We start from the raw sequence: 16,198 nt of genomic DNA, 5'->3' as shown, positions 1-16,198 counted from the left end.
GTTTTGCGAAAGGAGAAAATCATGAAAGAATTAGCGTTAAAATACGGATGCAACCCGAACCAGAAACCTTCCAGAATTTACATGGATGATGACAGAGATCTTCCGATCGAAGTATTAAGCGGCCGTCCGGGCTATATCAATTTTCTGGATGCCTTCAATGGCTGGCAGCTGGTACGTGAGCTGAAAGCAGCCACCGGTCTTCCGGCAGCAACTTCCTTCAAGCACGTTTCCCCGGCAGGTGCAGCCGTAGGTCTTCCACTGGACGAGACCCTGCGTAAAATTTACTGGGTAGACGATATGGGAGAGCTTTCTCCGTTAGCATGCGCTTATGCAAGAGCCAGAGGCGCAGACCGTATGTCTTCTTTCGGCGACTTTATCGCACTTTCTGATGTCTGCGACAAAGACACCGCATCCCTGATCAAACGCGAGGTTTCTGACGGTGTCATCGCTCCGGGATTTACCGATGAAGCACTGGAAATCCTGAAAGCAAAGAAAAAAGGTAACTACTGCGTCATCAAAATCGACGAGAATTACCGTCCGGCTCCGCTCGAGCACAAACAGGTCTTCGGCATTACCTTTGAGCAGGGCCGCCAGGAGCTGCCGATCGACGATGAGCTGCTCTCCAACGTGGTAACCGAGAACAAAGAGATTCCGGAAGCAGCAAAACGCGATCTGAAGATTGCACTGATTACCTTAAAATATACCCAGTCCAACTCCGTATGCTTCGTCAAAGACGGTCAGGCCATCGGTGTCGGCGCAGGCCAGCAGTCCCGTGTGCACTGCACCCGTCTTGCCGGACAGAAAGCCGACAACTGGTTCCTGCGTCAGTGCCCGAAGGTGCTGGATCTGCAGTTCGTAGACGGCATCCGCCGCGCAGACCGTGACAATGCGATCGACGTTTACATCGGCGAGGAGTACATGGATGTTCTCGCAGACGGCGCATGGGAGAAGATCTTCAAAGTAAAACCGGAAGTCTTCACAAGAGAAGAGAAACGTGCATGGCTCGACCAGATGAAGGGCGTAACCTTAGGCTCCGATGCCTTCTTCCCGTTCAGCGACAACATCGAGCGCGCACACAAGAGCGGCGTCGAGTACATCGCAGAGCCGGGCGGATCGGTTCGTGACGACGCTGTCATCGAGTGCTGCAACAAGTACAACATGGCGATGGCATTTACAGGAATCCGTCTGTTCCATCACTAAAAAGAAATGCGTTTTATATTTATATAAGAAGAAAGAATCCGGTCTCTGGGCGGCCGGATTCTTTCTTTTTTCGCACATGCGGCAAAATATGCATAGTCGGAATCCGGGTTTTTGCGCTATACTGGACACGGAGAATTTGTGAATGAAAGCAAGAGAAAAGATCTGGAAAATGATCAAAACAAAAATTCTGGGGGCGAAGGTCTGGTACCGCCTTTTTCTGTCGAAAACCCCTGTTCTTTTTCGGAAAAGTGTGATAAAATACCCCATGGGCGTATCTTTTGCCCGCTGCAAAAAGGAGGATGAGGAATATGCGGCAGATGGAATTTAAAATGGAGCGACAGGGACTTCTCGAGGAAGGCCAGGAAGTCAACGTGACAGAAAGCGCACTGCCTACCTCCTATTATTATACGATTACCCCGGCAGTGGCCATGAGCAGGAATTATCAGGCGTATGAGAGGCTGCAGTCCCGGAAGGGAATCGTAAAAGAAGTAAAAGAGACACCGAGAGGATTCTATACGGTAGTGGAGTTTGATGAAGATGAGCCGACCTGACGAGAACAAAAATGAGCACCCGGTGGTGCATCCGATTCCGCCGGTTTACCGCGCCGATTCCCGGATTCTGATTCTCGGCAGTTTTCCGTCCGTAAAATCCAGGGAGACCGGATTTTTTTACGGCCATCCGCAGAACCGTTTCTGGAAAGTGACGGCAGCCGTGTGCGGGGAAGAGGTGCCGCAGACCGTGGAAGAGAAGAAGGCGTTTCTGCTCCGGAATCATATCGCTGTCTGGGATGTGATCGCGTCCTGCGTCATCACAGGCTCGAGCGATGCGAGCATCCGCGATGTTGTGCCGAATCCGCTGCAGGACATTCTGGAATGCGCCGATATCCGGCAGATTTACTGCAACGGGGCGACCGCGTGGAAGTATTACCGGAAGTACCAGGAGAAGCAGCTGGGACGGGAAGCGGTTCGTCTTCCGTCGACGAGTCCCGCGAACGCCGCATGGTCTGTGGAGCGGCTGCTTGGCGAGTGGAGCCAGTGCGGAGAAGTCTTACGAAACGGAGAGTGACAGGATGAAAAAAGAGTACGAGACCGTCTGGGAGATTTTTAATGAGTGTGCCAATAATCAGATGCGGGACGTCTTTTTCGACGAGATCGAGACGGATGACCCGGAGGCGTATATCCGTCAGAAATTTCCGGACAAAAACTTAAAATATGAAAAAACGGTGGAAGCGGACGGATCTCTGGTCTTTGACATTGAGACCTCCGGCATCCGCCAGCGGTTTACGTTTACAGAAATCTGAATCGCGCAGAAAATACCAGAAAAGCGGAGAAAAAAACGATGAGTGAAGAAAAACACACGCATGTGCATGTGCTGGAAGACGGCACCGTGATCGAGCATTCCCACGATCACGCCCACGGGCACCATCATACAAATACAAAAGCAGTCTTAAACCGCCTCTCCCGCGCGATCGGACACATGGAGTCGATCAAGCGGATGGTAGAGGAAGGCCGGGACTGCACTGAGGTTCTGATCCAGCTGTCTGCCGTGAAGGCGGCCATTAACAATACAGGAAAAATTATCCTGGAGGATCACATTGAACATTGCATCGTCGATGCAGTCGAGCATGGGGACATAAAAGCGATTCAGGAGCTGAATAAGGCGATCGACCGCTTTGTCAAATAAGCAAGAAAAACAAGAAAAGAGGAAAGAAACATGGCAAAAGAATGCAGCAATTCGAGCTGTTCCAAAGAAAGCTGCGAAGGATGTCCAAGCAAAGCAGGACAGGGCAAACCGGATTTTCATATTGATCTGAATGCCGATTCTTCGATCAAACATGTCATTGGCGTTGTCAGCGGCAAGGGCGGTGTTGGTAAATCCATGGTAACCGCATCTCTGGCAAACCAGAAAGCAAAAGAGGGCTACAAGGTTGGTATCCTCGATGCCGATATCACAGGACCGTCCATCCCGAAAATGTATGGCCTGAAAGGACCTGCAAACGTAGATGACAAGGGCGTTTACCCGGCAGTTGCAGCAAACGGCGTAAAGGTAATGTCCATCAACCTCCTGCTTCCGGGCGAGGAAGAGCCGGTCATCTGGAGAGGACCTGTCATCGCAGGAACCGTAAAACAGTTCTGGACCGACGTCATCTGGGGCGACCTGGACTATCTCTTCGTCGATATGCCGCCAGGAACCGGTGATGTTCCGCTGACCGTTTTCCAGTCTCTTCCGGTAGACGGCGTAGTGATCGTATCTTCCCCGCAGGATCTGGTGCGCATGATCGTCATGAAAGCCTACAAGATGGCACAGATGATGAGCGTTCCGGTGCTCGGTATCGTAGAGAACTACAGCTACCTCGTATGTCCGGACTGCGGCAAAAAGTTGTCCATTTTCGGCGAAAGCCACATCGACGAGATCGCAGCCGAGATCGGCGTGCCGGTTCTCGGCAAAATGCCGATTCATCCGGAGTTTGCCGAGCTGGTGGACGAAGGAAGATTTGCAGAAGTGGATAACACCGATATTGCAAAGATCAACATCTAATCATTAAATATAGAAGCAAGTAATGGCATGAAAAACTCGTTTTTCCTTGATTTTACAAGGAAAAGCGGGTTTTTTTGACAAGATTTTTACGTTTCTTTTGGCAAAAACTATTTTATTTTAAACGGATTTTGTGTAACCGGTTACACACGACTGCGCAAATGAGACAAAAAGCGACAAATATGAAGGGTTAATGAGAAAAACTTGCATAAAAACATGCATAATATGGCAAAAACAAGGAAATAAATTCAATATTGACATTTAAAGAGAAAAAGTGCATAATCTACCTAAACGATAGGAAAACAAACAGCTATTGATTAAGAAAGAGGTGAATCGTATGTCACACTGCGTAGTAAGACTCAATGGAACTGAGGAAGTAGAGGAGTTTGTAAAAGCAGCTTCCAAATGTGATTTTGATATTGACATTTTTTACAACCGCGTTATTATTGATGCAAAATCCATTCTTGGCATCCTCAGCATGGATCTGAACCGTGATCTCACCGTACACTGCTATGGTGACAGCCCGGCATTCAATAAAACCCTGCAGAAATTTGCTGTAGCATAAATTTTATTAAGGGAAACGAAAAAAATTCAGCCTGCGCCGCCAGCGAGAGTAGAGACAGAATTTGCGCAGGGGACTTTCTGAAGAAAAACTAATCACACGAGACACATAACTTCAGAGAGAAAAAAGGAGACTGTTGCGGCAGTCTCCTTTTTTCTGTATAATGATAACTATTCAGAGCCATGCGAAATTCCAGAAAAGGACACGAATCATGCTTGCATGAATGAGCGTTCTTTTCTGGAATTTCATATGGCGAGAAGCCACATCGAGATGCAGCGCAGCGGAATCGAGATGGGGCTCTGAATAGTCTGGTTAGAAAAGGAGCGGGCTAGTGGAAGAGAAGAAGAAAGAGATCCGGATTTCCGTGCGGAATCTGGTGGAGTTTATTCTGCGCAGCGGGGATCTGGACAACTCGTCGGGCGGTTTTGGCGAGCGCGATGCCATGCAGGCGGGAACGCGGGTGCATCAGCAGATTCAGAAAAAACGGGGCGCCGATTACCGTGCGGAGGTTCCGCTGGTTCACGAAAAAGAATATGAGCATTTCATCCTGCGCGTCGAGGGAAGAGCGGACGGCATGTACGAGGACGGAACCACGACCGTGATCGAGGAGATCAAGGGAACGTACCGTGACCTCGAAATGATGGAAGAGCCGGTTCCGGTACATCTGGCACAGGCGAAGTGCTACGCTTACATCTACGGCCTTCAGAACCGCAAAGAGGAGATGGGCGTGCTGATGACGTACACCCTGCTCTCCTCCGAGGAGGAAGGCCTTCTGCGCCCGCTCACCAAAGAAGAGGTAAAGCCGGAGCACTCCAACTGGCGCATCCGCCATTTTCTGCAGACGTACAAGCTCCCGGAACTGGAGCAGTGGTTCGATGAGCTACTCGACGCCTGGTTTATCTGGGCGGAATTCCAGTACCAGTGGCAGAAAGCGCGAGATGCCTCAATGCAGCACCTCGAATTCCCCTTCCCGTACCGGAAAGGCCAGCGGGAACTGGTGAGCGGCGTCTACCGTACCATTCTGCGAAAAAAAGAACTCTTCGTCCAGGCGCCGACCGGCATCGGAAAAACAATGTCCACGGTCTTTCCGGCCATCCGCGCGATCGGAGAGGGCTGCGGCGACCGTCTTTTTTATCTGACTGCGAAAACCATCACCCGTACCGTGGCAGAGGAGGCGGTCTCCATTCTAAAAGAGAAGGGACTGCAGTTCAAAGCAATCACGCTGACCGCAAAAGAAAAAATGTGCATCCTCGATGAGTCCGAATGCGATCCGATCCACTGCCCGCGCGCGAAAGGTCATTTTGACCGGATCAACGCGGCGGTGTACGAGATGCTGACGGAATGCGATTCCTACACAAGAGAGGAAGTCCTGCGCCAGGCGGAAAAATGGAACGTCTGCCCGCACGAGCTCCAGTTTGATGTGGCTTCGTGGGTGGACGGCGTGATCTGCGATTACAACTATGCGTTTGATCCGACCTCGAAATTAAAACGCTTTTTCGCAGAAGGAACGAAGGGTGACTACATCTTTCTGATCGATGAGGCGCACAACCTGGTCGAGCGGGGCCGCGATATGTTCAGTGCCACGCTCGTCAAAGAGGAGATTTTAAAGGTCCGCCAGCTCCTCCGCCCGTATGCACCGGGCAAAAAGCTCGAGAAGGCGCTGAACCGCTGCAATCACCAGATGCTCGTCTACAAAAGAGAGTGCGATTCCTGCACGGAGCTGGAAAGCGTATCGACGTTTCTTATGATGGTCAATCAGCTGCTGGAAGAACTGGCGGGCTGGCTGGAAGCGCATAAGACAAGCGAAATCCGGAAGCAGGTTCTGGAATTTTACTTTAACTTGCGAAATTTTTCCGAGATTTACAATTTAGTGGATGAAAATTATCTGATCTACACGAGTTATCTCGATAACGGCGATTTTGCACTGCGCCTGTTCTGCGTCAACCCGGCGGAGAATCTGCAGCAGTGTATCAACCAGGGGCGGTCGGCCGTATTCTTTTCCGCGACGCTGCTGCCGGTGCAGTATTATAAGAAGATGTTCAGCACGAATACGGACGATTACGCGATTTACGTGGAGTCCCCGTTTGATCCCACGAAGCGGTGTCTGGCGATCGGAAGCGAGGTCAGCACGAAGTATCAGCGGAGAAACCGCGCAGAGTTTGAGAAGATCGCCGCCTATCTGAACGAGATGATCCAGAGCCGGAAGGGCAACTATATGGCGTTCTTCCCGTCATACCGCCTGATGCAGGATGTCTATGCGGTCTATGAGGAACTGTATGCAGATGAAAACGTGACCTGCCTGATCCAGGAGTCGGCGATGCGGGAGCAGGAGAGAGAAGAGTTTCTGGAAGCGTTTGCGAAAGACAACGAGAAAACGCTGGTGGGATTCTGTATCATGGGAGGCATTTTCTCGGAGGGAATTGATCTGGACGGGGAAAAGCTGATCGGCGCGGCCGTTGTGGGAGCCGGAATCCCGCAGGTGGGGCCGGAGAGAGAACTTTTAAAGCAATATTTCGACCGCAGCGGAGAGAACGGTTTCGACTACGCGTACCGCTATCCCGGCATGAATAAAGTATTGCAGGCGGCAGGGCGCGTGATCCGTACGACGGAGGACACGGGTGTGATTCTGTTGCTCGACGAGCGGTTTCGAAACCGGGAGTACCGCGAGCTGTTCCCAAGAGAGTGGGAGGACTGCCGGATTGTGCAGCGCAGCAGCCTCCCGGAGGTAATCCATTCGTTTTGGGAGAGGGTGGATTGTGAGAGCGGATCAAAAGCCGGGCAGCAGGAAATGAAATCTCGGTACAGCGCTGAACGTTACGTGTGATCCGCGCGGTTCCGGTATTCGCTCGGCGAGCAGCCCATCTGCTGCCGGAAAATTTTAGAAAAATAGGCAGGACTGGAAAATCCGGTCTGTTCCGCTACGGAAGTGATACTGGCCTGGCGCTCGAGAAGGAGCGGCAGGCTTTTTTCAATACGGTAATCGAGAAGATAGTCAAACAGGGATTCGTTCATGCATTTCTTGAAAAAACGGCAGCATTCACTGCGGCAGATGTGGATCTGTGCGGCGAGATCCTCGAGCGTCAGATGCTCCATATAATGGCGGTGGATGTAGTCGAGCAGAATGCGGAGCCGCTCAACGTCACGCGCTGCCGCCGTGTTCTGGGATTCACCGGAAAACGATGCGTGGCGGTAAATCTCAATCCAGATCGACAGCAGAAGCTCCTGGATTTCCATCTCAAACGCGGACGGCTGCGAAAGCGAGAGGTCGTAGATGCGGTGCATACAGACAAGTACCTGGTTCTGCCAGTCGATCTCCGGCGAAAAGACGATGGAGGCGAGCTGCATATCCGTCAGCACCGGTTCGACGTAGCGCGTCTGGATCACACTGTTTGAAAAACCATAGAGAAAGCGCGGGGCGAACGTGGTTGAAATATAGACGCAGTCCATCCCGTCGATCATGTGGCCGCTGTGAAGCGCATTCGTGTTGCAGAAAATGCCGTCCCCTTCTTTTAAGACATACGATTTGCCGTTGACCTGATATCCGATCTGCCCCGAGAGGACAAACGTCAGCTCAATTTCCGGGTGCCAGTGCCAGGAAAAGGAGCCGCGCTCGTAGCGGGAGAGCTGTTCGTAACTGATGTTGACAGGAAATTCATAGCTGCCGTGGGCCTTCAGCTCACGGTTTTCTTTATCCATGCGGATCTGCATGAAACGTACCTCCAATCCATAAAATCCGTTAAAAATCATACGATAAGTAAAGTATGCGGCAAAAAGGGAAAAAAAACAAGAAAAAATCGAAGATCACCTCAATATAATTATCGTTTGCCCAAATATTGTTGTTGCAGATGGGCGTACGGCTCACTATAATGATACTTAAGAAGATAAGAAAAAACACACAAACACACAAACACACAATACACACACAACACACAAAACGAAACCATGAAAACAACACACCAAAAAGAAAAGGAGACAACAAAATGAAACAGCAGGTACTGGATTGTTTTGCAAAACTGTTCGGGGGAGAGGGCGACATCCGCACCTACTTCGCACCTGGACGTGTGAACCTGATCGGTGAGCACACCGATTACAACGGAGGCCACGTATTTCCATGTGCACTGACCATCGGAACCTACATGGCAGCAAGAAAACGTGACGACAGAAAGCTTCGTTTTTACTCTATGAACTTTGAAAAGCTCGGCGTGGTAGAATCTTCCCTCGATGAATTTCAGATGGGCAAAGAAGGCAACTGGACCGCATATCCGAAGGGAATGATGTGGGCATTTTGCCAGAAGGGCTTCCCGGTAGAGCAGGGCTTCGATATCGTGCTCTACGGAAACATTCCGAACGGCTCCGGCCTTTCCTCTTCCGCATCCGTTGAGACCGTAACCGGCGTAATGCTGCGTGACATGTTCGGCTACGACACCATCTCCATGATCGACATCGCTCTGTACGGTCAGTTCTCCGAGAACAACTACAACGGCGTCAACTGCGGTATCATGGATCAGTTCGCCATCGCCATGGGCAAAAAGGACTGTGCGATCTTCCTTGACACCAGTGATCTGAAATATGAGTACGCACCGGTTAAACTGGAAGGCGCAAGAATTGTCATCTCCTGCAGCAACAAGAAACGCGGCCTTGGCGACTCCAAATACAACGAGCGCCGCAGCGAGTGCGAGACTGCTCTGGCTGAGATTCAGAAAGTCAAAGACATCAAGAGCCTTGGCGAGCTGACCGGGGAAGAGTTTGAGACAGTGAAAGATGCCATCAAAGATCCGGTCCGCCAGAAACGTGCAAAACATGCTGTTTACGAGAACCAGAGAACCGTTCAGGCCGTTGCAGCTTTAAAGGCAAACGACATCGCAAAATTCGGCGAGCTGATGAACGCATCCCACGTTTCCCTGCGTGATGACTATGAGGTAACCGGCATCGAGCTGGATACTCTTGTGGAAGAAGCATGGAACTGCCCGGGTGTCATCGGATCCCGTATGACAGGCGCAGGCTTCGGCGGATGCACCGTCAGCATCGTAAAAACAGAAGATATTGACAACTTCATCGCAAAAGTAGGTGCAGCTTACAAAGAAAAAATCGGCTATGCCGCAGACTTCTATGTCGTAGACATCGGAGACGGCGCAGGCGTATTAAAATAAGAAATAAAAAAGCTGGATCGGCAGCAGGGAGGAAGCTACAGTGATTAACGAGAGTATTGCAAAACTGGTAAAATATGGAGAAAATGCCGGTCTTGTTTCGGGACTGGATAAAATCTATGCGACAAACCGGATTCTGGAAATCATGCAGATTTCCGATTACGAAGAGCCGGAGCAGATTCCGGAGACCCCGGATCTGGAAGAGACTTTAAATGAACTGCTTGATGATGCAGCTAAGCGCGGTCTTCTCGAACACAACAGCGTCGTTTACCGCGATCTGTTCGATACGAAACTGATGGACTGCCTGATGCCGCGCCCGGGAGAGGTGGTAAAGAAGTTTGAGGAACTCTATGCGAAGAGCCCGCAGGAGGCAACCGATTACTTCTACAAACTGAGCCAGGATTCCAACTACATCCGCAGATACCGCATCGCAAAGGATATCCGCTGGAGCGTACCGAGTGCCTACGGCGATATCGATATCTCGATCAACCTCTCCAAACCGGAGAAGGACCCGAAGGCGATCGCGGCTGCAAAACTGGCAAAACAGAGCGGTTATCCGAAATGCCTGCTCTGCAAGGAGAATGTGGGCTATGCGGGCCGCGTCAACCACCCGGCGCGCCAGAACCACCGCATCATTCCGCTGACGATCAATCAGACGGAGTGGGGATTCCAGTACTCGCCATATGTATATTACAATGAGCACTGCATCGTGTTCAATTTCCAGCATAACCCGATGAAGATCGAGCGCGCGACCTTTGTGAAGCTGTTTGACTTTATCAAGCTGTTTCCGCACTACTTCATCGGTTCCAATGCGGATCTGCCGATCGTGGGAGGCTCCATTTTAAGCCACGATCATTATCAGGGCGGCCACTATACCTTCGCAATGGCGAAAGCGCCGATCGAGCGCCATTTTACCATCAAAGGATACGAGGATGTGGAAACCGGCATCGTCAAATGGCCGCTGTCCGTCATCCGGATCCGCCACAAAGATGAGAAACGGCTGATCGATCTGGCAGAGCATATCCTGAACTGCTGGAGAGGTTACACGGATGAGGATGCGTTTGTATTCGCCGAGACTGACGGAGAGCCGCACAACACGATCACGCCGATCGCAAGAAAAGTGGGCGATACGTTCGAACTCGATCTGGCACTGCGCAACAACATCACGACGGACGAATGCCCGCTCGGTGTTTACCATCCGCATGCACAGTATCATCACATCAAAAAAGAGAACATCGGCCTTATTGAGGTTATGGGACTTGCGATTCTGCCGGCGCGCTTAAAAGATGAGCTGGAAGAGCTTTCCAAATGCCTCGTAGAGGGAAAAGATGTCCGCGCTGTCGCAGAGCTGGAGAAACATGCCGACTGGGTAGACGAATTCCTGCCGCGCCATCCGGAGCTGAACAGCGAAAATGTGATGGATATCCTGAAAGAGGAAGTCGGAAAAGTCTTTGTCGGCGTACTCGAGGATGCCGGCGTTTACAAGTGCACCGAGGAAGGCAGAAGTGCATTTGCAAAATTCATGGAAACGTTGTAGAATAAACTAAATGAACTAAATGCTTCAATTAACCCGCTGCGGCAAAAATGCAGCAGCGAAGGAAAACATGGAGGATACCAAAATGAAAATCTTAGTTACTGGCGGTGCAGGCTATATTGGAAGCCACACCTGTGTGGAACTGCTGAACGCAGGCTATGACGTTGTTGTCATGGACAACCTTTACAATGCAAGCGAGAAAGCCATCGAGCGTGTAGAACAGATTACCGGAAAGAAAGTAACCTTCTACAAAACCGATATGCTGGACCGCGAAGGCGTAAAGAAAATTTTCGACAACGAGAAAATTGACGCTGTCATCCATTTCGCAGGCTTAAAAGCAGTCGGCGAGTCCGTACATAAACCGATTGAATATTATCACAACAACATGACCGGAACCCTGATTCTCTGCGATGAGATGAGAAACCACGGCGTAAAGAACATCATCTTCAGTTCTTCTGCAACCGTATACGGCAATCCGGCACAGATTCCGATCACTGAGGAGTGCCCGAAGGGAACCCCGACCAACCCATACGGCTGGACAAAAAGCATGCTCGAGCAGGTTCTGACCGACATCCACACCGCAGATCCGGAATGGAATGTTATCCTGCTTCGTTACTTCAACCCGATCGGAGCGCATAAGAGCGGCCTTATCGGAGAGGATCCGAAGGGCATCCCGAACAACCTGCTTCCGTATGTCGCACAGGTTGCCATCGGAAAACTCGAGTGCATCGGCGTTTTCGGTGATGACTACGATACTCCGGACGGAACTGGTGTCCGCGATTACATCCATGTTGTTGACCTGGCACGCGGCCATGTAAAAGCTATCCAGAAACTGGCTGACAACGAGGGCGTTTCCATTTACAACCTCGGAACCGGCAAAGGCTACAGCGTACTCGATGTGATCCACGCATTCGAGAAAGCATGCGGCCATCCGCTGAAATACGAAATCAAACCGCGCCGTGACGGTGATATCGCAACCTGCTACTCCAAATGCGACAAAGCAAAAGAGGAGCTTGGCTGGGAGGCTGAGTACGGCATCGAGGAGATGTGTGCCGATTCCTGGAACTGGCAGCAGAAGAATCCGAACGGATATAACGACTAATGTAATGTGAGTGTTATCTGGCGGTCCGCCGATACTTGAAAGAGTGTCGACGGGCCGTTTTTGTATAGATAAATTCAGTCTTTTTTCACAAAGTCCGGCTTGCTAATTAAGAGGGAATCCGATATAATGTAAGAGTTAAAGTGTCCGTAAAAAAAGAGGGGCGGTTTGACATACAAGGAGGAAAAGCATGGACGATAGAAAAAATCAGAACCGGGAACCAGAAAACGGCTCCGGGGGAGGACCGAAAAACAGACAGACGATACTCATTATCCTGATCTGCCTCCTCGTCAGCCTGATGGTGATGGGACTTCTGAACAATGCCCTTGGGGGAATTACTTCCGAGGATCTTGACTATAGCAAATTCCTGGACATGGTAAACAACGATGAAGTGCAGGAAGTTGTCTTGAAATCGGGAACACTGACCGTAACGCCGAAAGACCAGAAATCGGAGGGAATCACCTATCAGGTAACGATGATGGGAGATGAGCAGGAACTGGTCGATCTGTTACAGGAGAAAGGCATTACGTACCACAAAGATCCGCCGGATTCTACCGGAACGATCATTTACACATTGCTGACCGTCATTCTGCCGGTTGTGATGCTTGTCGCTGTCATGGTATGGGTGATGCGCAGCATGAACAAAGGCGGCGGAGTCATGGGCGTAGGAAAGAGCAGAGCAAAGGCCTACGTACAGAAAGAAACCGGCGTGACATTCCGCGATGTTGCGGGACAGGACGAGGCAAAAGAATCGCTCCAGGAGGTTGTGGATTTCCTGCATAACCCTGGAAAATACACGACAATCGGTGCAAAACTTCCGAAAGGAGCGCTTCTTGTAGGCCCTCCTGGAACCGGAAAAACACTGCTTGCCAAAGCCGTAGCCGGTGAGGCGCACGTACCGTTTTTCTCGATGTCCGCTTCGGAATTTGTCGAGATGTTCGTCGGTGTCGGTGCATCGCGTGTGCGTGACCTGTTTGAGGAAGCAAAGAAAAACGCACCGTGCATCATCTTTATCGATGAGATCGATGCGATCGGAAAGAGCCGTGACAACAGCTACAACAGCAACGACGAGCGGGAGCAGACGTTAAACCAGCTCCTCGCCGAGATGGACGGATTCGACAGCTCCAAGGGTATTCTGATCCTTGCGGCCACAAACCGCCCGGAGGTTCTTGATCCGGCGCTGCTGCGTCCAGGCCGTTTTGACCGCCGGATTATCGTAGAAAGACCGGACCTGAAAGGCCGTGTGGAAATCCTGAAAGTACACGCCAAGAACGTATCGCTCGATGAGACGGTTGATCTCGACGGCATCGCACTTGCGACATCGGGAGCCGTTGGTTCTGATCTTGCAAATATGATCAACGAGGCAGCGATTCTTGCGGTCAAGAACGGAAGAAAAGCCGTTTCCCAGAAGGATCTTCTCGAGGCAGTCGAGGTTGTCCTCGTCGGAAAAGAGAAGAAGGACCGCATCTTAAGCCAGGAAGAGCGAAAGATCGTTTCCTACCACGAGGTAGGCCACGCACTTGTTACTGCACTGCAGAAGGATTCCGAGCCGGTACAGAAAATCACGATTGTGCCGCGTACGATGGGTGCGCTCGGCTACGTCATGCAGGTGCCGGAGGAGGAGAAATACCTCAACACGAAGAGCGAACTCGAGGCGATGATCGTCGAGTGCCTCGGTGGAAGAGCGGCAGAGGAGATCGTATTCGGCAACGTGACAACGGGAGCTTCGAATGATATCGAGAAAGCGACGAAGATTGTCCGCGCGATGATCACGCAGTACGGTATGTCGGAGAAATTCGGTCTGATCGGTCTTGCGACCCAGCAGAATCAGTACCTCGACGGAAGAATGGTCTTAAACTGCGGCGATGCCACAGCAACCGAAATCGACCACGAGGTCATGAAGATCCTGAAAGAGTCGTATGAGCAGGCAAAAGAACTTCTGGCAGCTAACCGCGATGCGATGGATGAAATCGCAGCTTACCTGATCCAGAAAGAGACGATCACCGGAAAAGAATTTATGGAGATTTTTCATCAGGTGATTGCAAAACGGAATGGAAATGCGGAAGAAGCGGTTGAAAATCCAGAAAATACAGAAACAGAAAATACAGCACTTCCGGAGGCGGATTTTACCGTAAATCCAGAAGTATAAAAAGAAAGCGAAAAGGCCCGGCGGGAGCAGAGAAAACGATCTCTGCACGCTGGGCATTTTCAACATTACAGTCCCAAAAAGAGGAGGGTCATATGGCGTTTGATATCCAGGAAGAACTGAAAAAACTGCCGGGGAAACCCGGCGTCTATCTGATGCACGACGCGGACGATACAATTATCTACGTAGGAAAGGCGATTTCGCTGAAAAACCGTGTCCGCCAGTATTTCCAGACGAGCCGCAACAAAGGGCCGAAGATTGAGCGGATGGTCACGCATATCGCCCGCTTTGAGTATATTGTGACGGATTCCGAACTGGAGGCGCTCGTGCTGGAGTGCAACCTTATCAAAGAGCACCGTCCGAAATACAATACGATGCTGAAAGATGACAAGGCGTACCCGTACATTAAGGTGACCGTGAACGAGGATTTTCCACGCATTCTGTTTTCCCATCAGATGAAGAAGGACAAGGCGAAATATTTCGGCCCGTACACGAGCGCCGGAGCTGTGAAAGATACGATCGAACTGTTGCGGAAGCTGTACGATATCCGTTCCTGCAATAAGAGCCTGCCAAAGGAGATCGGCAAGGACCGCCCGTGTCTTTACTATCACATCCACCAGTGTAAGGCGCCGTGCCAGGGATACATTTCCAAAGAAGAGTACGGCGAGCAGATCAAAAAGGCGATCAGTTTTTTGAATGGAAATTACAATGACATTATCAAAGAGCTGACTGGAAAAATGACGGAGGCGGCTGAGGAGATGCGGTTCGAGCAGGCGGCGGAGTACCGTGATCTGATCGACAGCGTGCGCAGGATCGGCGAGCGGCAGAAGATTACGAACAGTGACGGCGAGGACAAGGATGTCATTGCGCTTGCGATGGACAAAGAGGATGCGGTGGCGCAGGTCTTCTTTATCCGGAACGGAAAGCTGATCGGGCGGGAGCATTATTATCTGCGGATCGGCGAGGAGGAGCAGAAAAGCGAGGTGCTGCTCACGTTTATGAAACAGTTCTATTCCGGCACGCCGTTCATCCCGCGGGAAATCATGATTTCCGAGGAGATTGCCGAGCAGGAGCTGATGGAAGAGTATTTAGGCAGCAAACGGGGCCAGAAGGTCCGCATCCGCGTGCCGAAAAAGGGCAGCAAGGAAAAAATGGTGGAACTGGCAGAGCGGAACGCACAGATCGTTCTCGACCAGGACCGCGAGCGGATTAAGCGGGAAGAGGGTCGGACGGTCGGTGCCGTAAAAGAGATCGCCAGATGGCTGAACCTGCCGTCGATCGACCGCATCGAGGCGTACGATATCTCCAATATCAGCGGTTTCCAGTCGGTCGGCTCGATGATCGTCTACGAGAAAGGAAAGCCAAAGCGCGCCGATTACCGAAAATTCAAGATCAAATCCGTCGAGGGACCGAACGATTACGCCAGTATGAAAGAGGTCTTAAGCCGCCGTTTTCTGCGCGGCATCCAGGAGGACAGCGGTTTCGAGCGGCTGCCGGACCTGATCATGATGGACGGCGGACGCGGCCAGGTTAACATTGCGCTTGAGGTGCTTGAAGAAATGGATCTTGCGATTCCGGTCTGCGGTATGGTAAAGGACGACAAGCACCGCACGAGGGGTCTGTATTTCCGAAACGTGGAAATCCCGATCGACCGGAACAGCGAGGGCTTCAAACTGATCACACGCGTGCAGGACGAGGCGCACCGCTTTGCAATCGAATACCACCGCCTGCTGCGAAGCAAGGGCCAGGTCCGCTCGATTCTCGACGACATCCCGGGCATCGGGCCGACAAGACGGAAAGAGCTGATGCGTCATTTTCAGGGAATTGATGATATCAAGGCGGCAACCGTGGAAGAACTTTCCGGACTTCCGGGCATGAATAAAAAGGCGGCGGAGCAGGTTTACACATTCTTTCACGCACCTGCACAGGAGGAAAATGAGGATTCGTCAAAATAGTTAAATTTCTAGGTTGCCCG

Annotated in this window: 15 protein-coding genes; 14 read left to right on the top strand and 1 reads right to left on the bottom strand. The window is 51.1% G+C overall.

Translation table 11 applies throughout. The features are described from left to right. The first annotated feature begins 21 nt into the window (after positions 1-21). The 9 genes from DWX26_RS08610 (at position 22) to DWX26_RS08570 (ending at position 7,121) form a co-directional block, all read left to right on the top strand. Positions 22-1,200 carry a phosphoribosylaminoimidazolecarboxamide formyltransferase gene (locus DWX26_RS08610; RefSeq protein ID WP_022463111.1) on the top strand — a complete coding sequence of 393 codons (1,179 nt, stop codon included), beginning with the start codon at positions 22-24 and terminating at the stop codon, positions 1,198-1,200. A gap of 142 nt (positions 1,201-1,342) precedes the next feature. Then, positions 1,343-1,528: a hypothetical protein gene (locus DWX26_RS08605; protein WP_118601232.1), complete on the top strand. Its 186-nt coding sequence runs from the start codon at positions 1,343-1,345 to the stop codon at positions 1,526-1,528. After that, positions 1,509-1,751: a hypothetical protein gene (locus tag DWX26_RS08600; protein ID WP_022463113.1), complete on the top strand. Its 243-nt coding sequence runs from the start codon at positions 1,509-1,511 to the stop codon at positions 1,749-1,751. Before DWX26_RS08605 ends, DWX26_RS08600 begins: the two co-directional genes overlap by 20 nt. Then, complete coding sequence (locus tag DWX26_RS08595) at positions 1,738-2,265, top strand: DNA-deoxyinosine glycosylase (protein WP_022463114.1); 528 nt, start codon at positions 1,738-1,740, stop codon at positions 2,263-2,265. The genes DWX26_RS08600 and DWX26_RS08595 overlap by 14 nt, the downstream gene beginning before the upstream one ends. Positions 2,266-2,269: 4 nt before the next feature. Continuing rightward, positions 2,270-2,500 carry a hypothetical protein gene (locus tag DWX26_RS08590; RefSeq protein ID WP_022463115.1) on the top strand — a complete coding sequence of 77 codons (231 nt, stop codon included), beginning with the start codon at positions 2,270-2,272 and terminating at the stop codon, positions 2,498-2,500. Positions 2,501-2,538: 38 nt separating this feature from the next. Then, the gene (locus tag DWX26_RS08585; RefSeq protein ID WP_022463116.1) at positions 2,539-2,883 is read left to right on the top strand and encodes a metal-sensing transcriptional repressor; all 345 of its coding nucleotides are present in this window, start codon (positions 2,539-2,541) and stop codon (positions 2,881-2,883) included. A gap of 30 nt (positions 2,884-2,913) precedes the next feature. After that, a complete protein-coding gene (locus DWX26_RS08580) occupies positions 2,914-3,738 on the top strand; it encodes an Mrp/NBP35 family ATP-binding protein (RefSeq protein ID WP_055219741.1) in 825 nt (274 codons plus the stop codon). A 334-nt stretch (positions 3,739-4,072) separates the two neighbouring features. Next, a complete protein-coding gene (locus tag DWX26_RS08575) occupies positions 4,073-4,300 on the top strand; it encodes an HPr family phosphocarrier protein (protein ID WP_022463118.1) in 228 nt (75 codons plus the stop codon). 328 nt (positions 4,301-4,628) lie between these two features. Continuing rightward, positions 4,629-7,121, top strand: coding sequence for an ATP-dependent DNA helicase (locus DWX26_RS08570; RefSeq protein ID WP_118601231.1), 2,493 nt, complete (start codon positions 4,629-4,631; stop codon positions 7,119-7,121). On the opposite strand, the gene DWX26_RS08565 is transcribed toward DWX26_RS08570, so the two are convergent. Continuing rightward, a complete protein-coding gene (locus tag DWX26_RS08565) occupies positions 7,112-8,005 on the bottom strand; it encodes an AraC family transcriptional regulator (RefSeq protein WP_158580595.1) in 894 nt (297 codons plus the stop codon). The genes DWX26_RS08570 and DWX26_RS08565 overlap by 10 nt on opposite strands. 272 nt (positions 8,006-8,277) lie before the next feature. Between DWX26_RS08565 and DWX26_RS08560 the strand changes: the two genes are divergently transcribed. From DWX26_RS08560 to uvrC, 5 genes are all read left to right on the top strand, one after another. Beyond that, positions 8,278-9,447: a galactokinase gene (locus DWX26_RS08560; protein WP_118601229.1), complete on the top strand. Its 1,170-nt coding sequence runs from the start codon at positions 8,278-8,280 to the stop codon at positions 9,445-9,447. A 40-nt stretch (positions 9,448-9,487) separates the two neighbouring features. Beyond that, a complete protein-coding gene (gene galT, locus DWX26_RS08555) occupies positions 9,488-10,981 on the top strand; it encodes a UDP-glucose--hexose-1-phosphate uridylyltransferase (RefSeq protein WP_118601228.1) in 1,494 nt (497 codons plus the stop codon). An 82-nt stretch (positions 10,982-11,063) separates the two neighbouring features. Beyond that, positions 11,064-12,080: a UDP-glucose 4-epimerase GalE gene (gene galE / locus DWX26_RS08550; RefSeq protein ID WP_022463123.1), complete on the top strand. Its 1,017-nt coding sequence runs from the start codon at positions 11,064-11,066 to the stop codon at positions 12,078-12,080. 187 nt (positions 12,081-12,267) lie between these two features. Then, positions 12,268-14,226 (top strand): ATP-dependent zinc metalloprotease FtsH, encoded by a 1,959-nt coding sequence (gene ftsH, locus DWX26_RS08545; protein WP_118601227.1) that lies wholly within the window; start codon positions 12,268-12,270, stop codon positions 14,224-14,226. A 92-nt stretch (positions 14,227-14,318) separates the two neighbouring features. After that, positions 14,319-16,178, top strand: coding sequence for an excinuclease ABC subunit UvrC (gene uvrC, locus DWX26_RS08540; protein ID WP_118601226.1), 1,860 nt, complete (start codon positions 14,319-14,321; stop codon positions 16,176-16,178). Positions 16,179-16,198: the final 20 nt, after the last annotated feature.

Origin of the sequence: Blautia sp. AF19-1, from assembly GCF_003479155.1 — a bacterium.
GTDB classification, from domain to species: Bacteria; Bacillota; Clostridia; order Lachnospirales; family Lachnospiraceae; genus Fusicatenibacter; species Fusicatenibacter saccharivorans.
The sequence above is the reverse complement of the archived record's forward strand: the minus strand, read 5'-3'. Positions and strand labels throughout refer to the sequence as shown.

Excerpts from the sequence above, each read along its gene's own strand:
- DWX26_RS08610 (WP_022463111.1), top strand. The coding sequence starts at position 22 with ATGAAAGAATTAGCGTTAAAATACGGATGCAACCCGAACCAGAAACCT.
- DWX26_RS08605 (WP_118601232.1), top strand. The coding sequence starts at position 1,343 with ATGAAAGCAAGAGAAAAGATCTGGAAAATGATCAAAACAAAAATTCTG.
- DWX26_RS08600 (WP_022463113.1), top strand. The coding sequence starts at position 1,509 with ATGCGGCAGATGGAATTTAAAATGGAGCGACAGGGACTTCTCGAGGAA.
- DWX26_RS08595 (WP_022463114.1), top strand. The coding sequence starts at position 1,738 with ATGAGCCGACCTGACGAGAACAAAAATGAGCACCCGGTGGTGCATCCG.
- DWX26_RS08590 (WP_022463115.1), top strand. The coding sequence starts at position 2,270 with ATGAAAAAAGAGTACGAGACCGTCTGGGAGATTTTTAATGAGTGTGCC.
- DWX26_RS08585 (WP_022463116.1), top strand. The coding sequence starts at position 2,539 with ATGAGTGAAGAAAAACACACGCATGTGCATGTGCTGGAAGACGGCACC.
- DWX26_RS08580 (WP_055219741.1), top strand. The coding sequence starts at position 2,914 with ATGGCAAAAGAATGCAGCAATTCGAGCTGTTCCAAAGAAAGCTGCGAA.
- DWX26_RS08575 (WP_022463118.1), top strand. The coding sequence starts at position 4,073 with ATGTCACACTGCGTAGTAAGACTCAATGGAACTGAGGAAGTAGAGGAG.
- DWX26_RS08565 (WP_158580595.1), bottom strand. The coding sequence starts at position 8,005 with ATGCAGATCCGCATGGATAAAGAAAACCGTGAGCTGAAGGCCCACGGC.
- DWX26_RS08560 (WP_118601229.1), top strand. The coding sequence starts at position 8,278 with ATGAAACAGCAGGTACTGGATTGTTTTGCAAAACTGTTCGGGGGAGAG.
- galE (WP_022463123.1), top strand. The coding sequence starts at position 11,064 with ATGAAAATCTTAGTTACTGGCGGTGCAGGCTATATTGGAAGCCACACC.
- ftsH (WP_118601227.1), top strand. The coding sequence starts at position 12,268 with ATGGACGATAGAAAAAATCAGAACCGGGAACCAGAAAACGGCTCCGGG.
- uvrC (WP_118601226.1), top strand. The coding sequence starts at position 14,319 with ATGGCGTTTGATATCCAGGAAGAACTGAAAAAACTGCCGGGGAAACCC.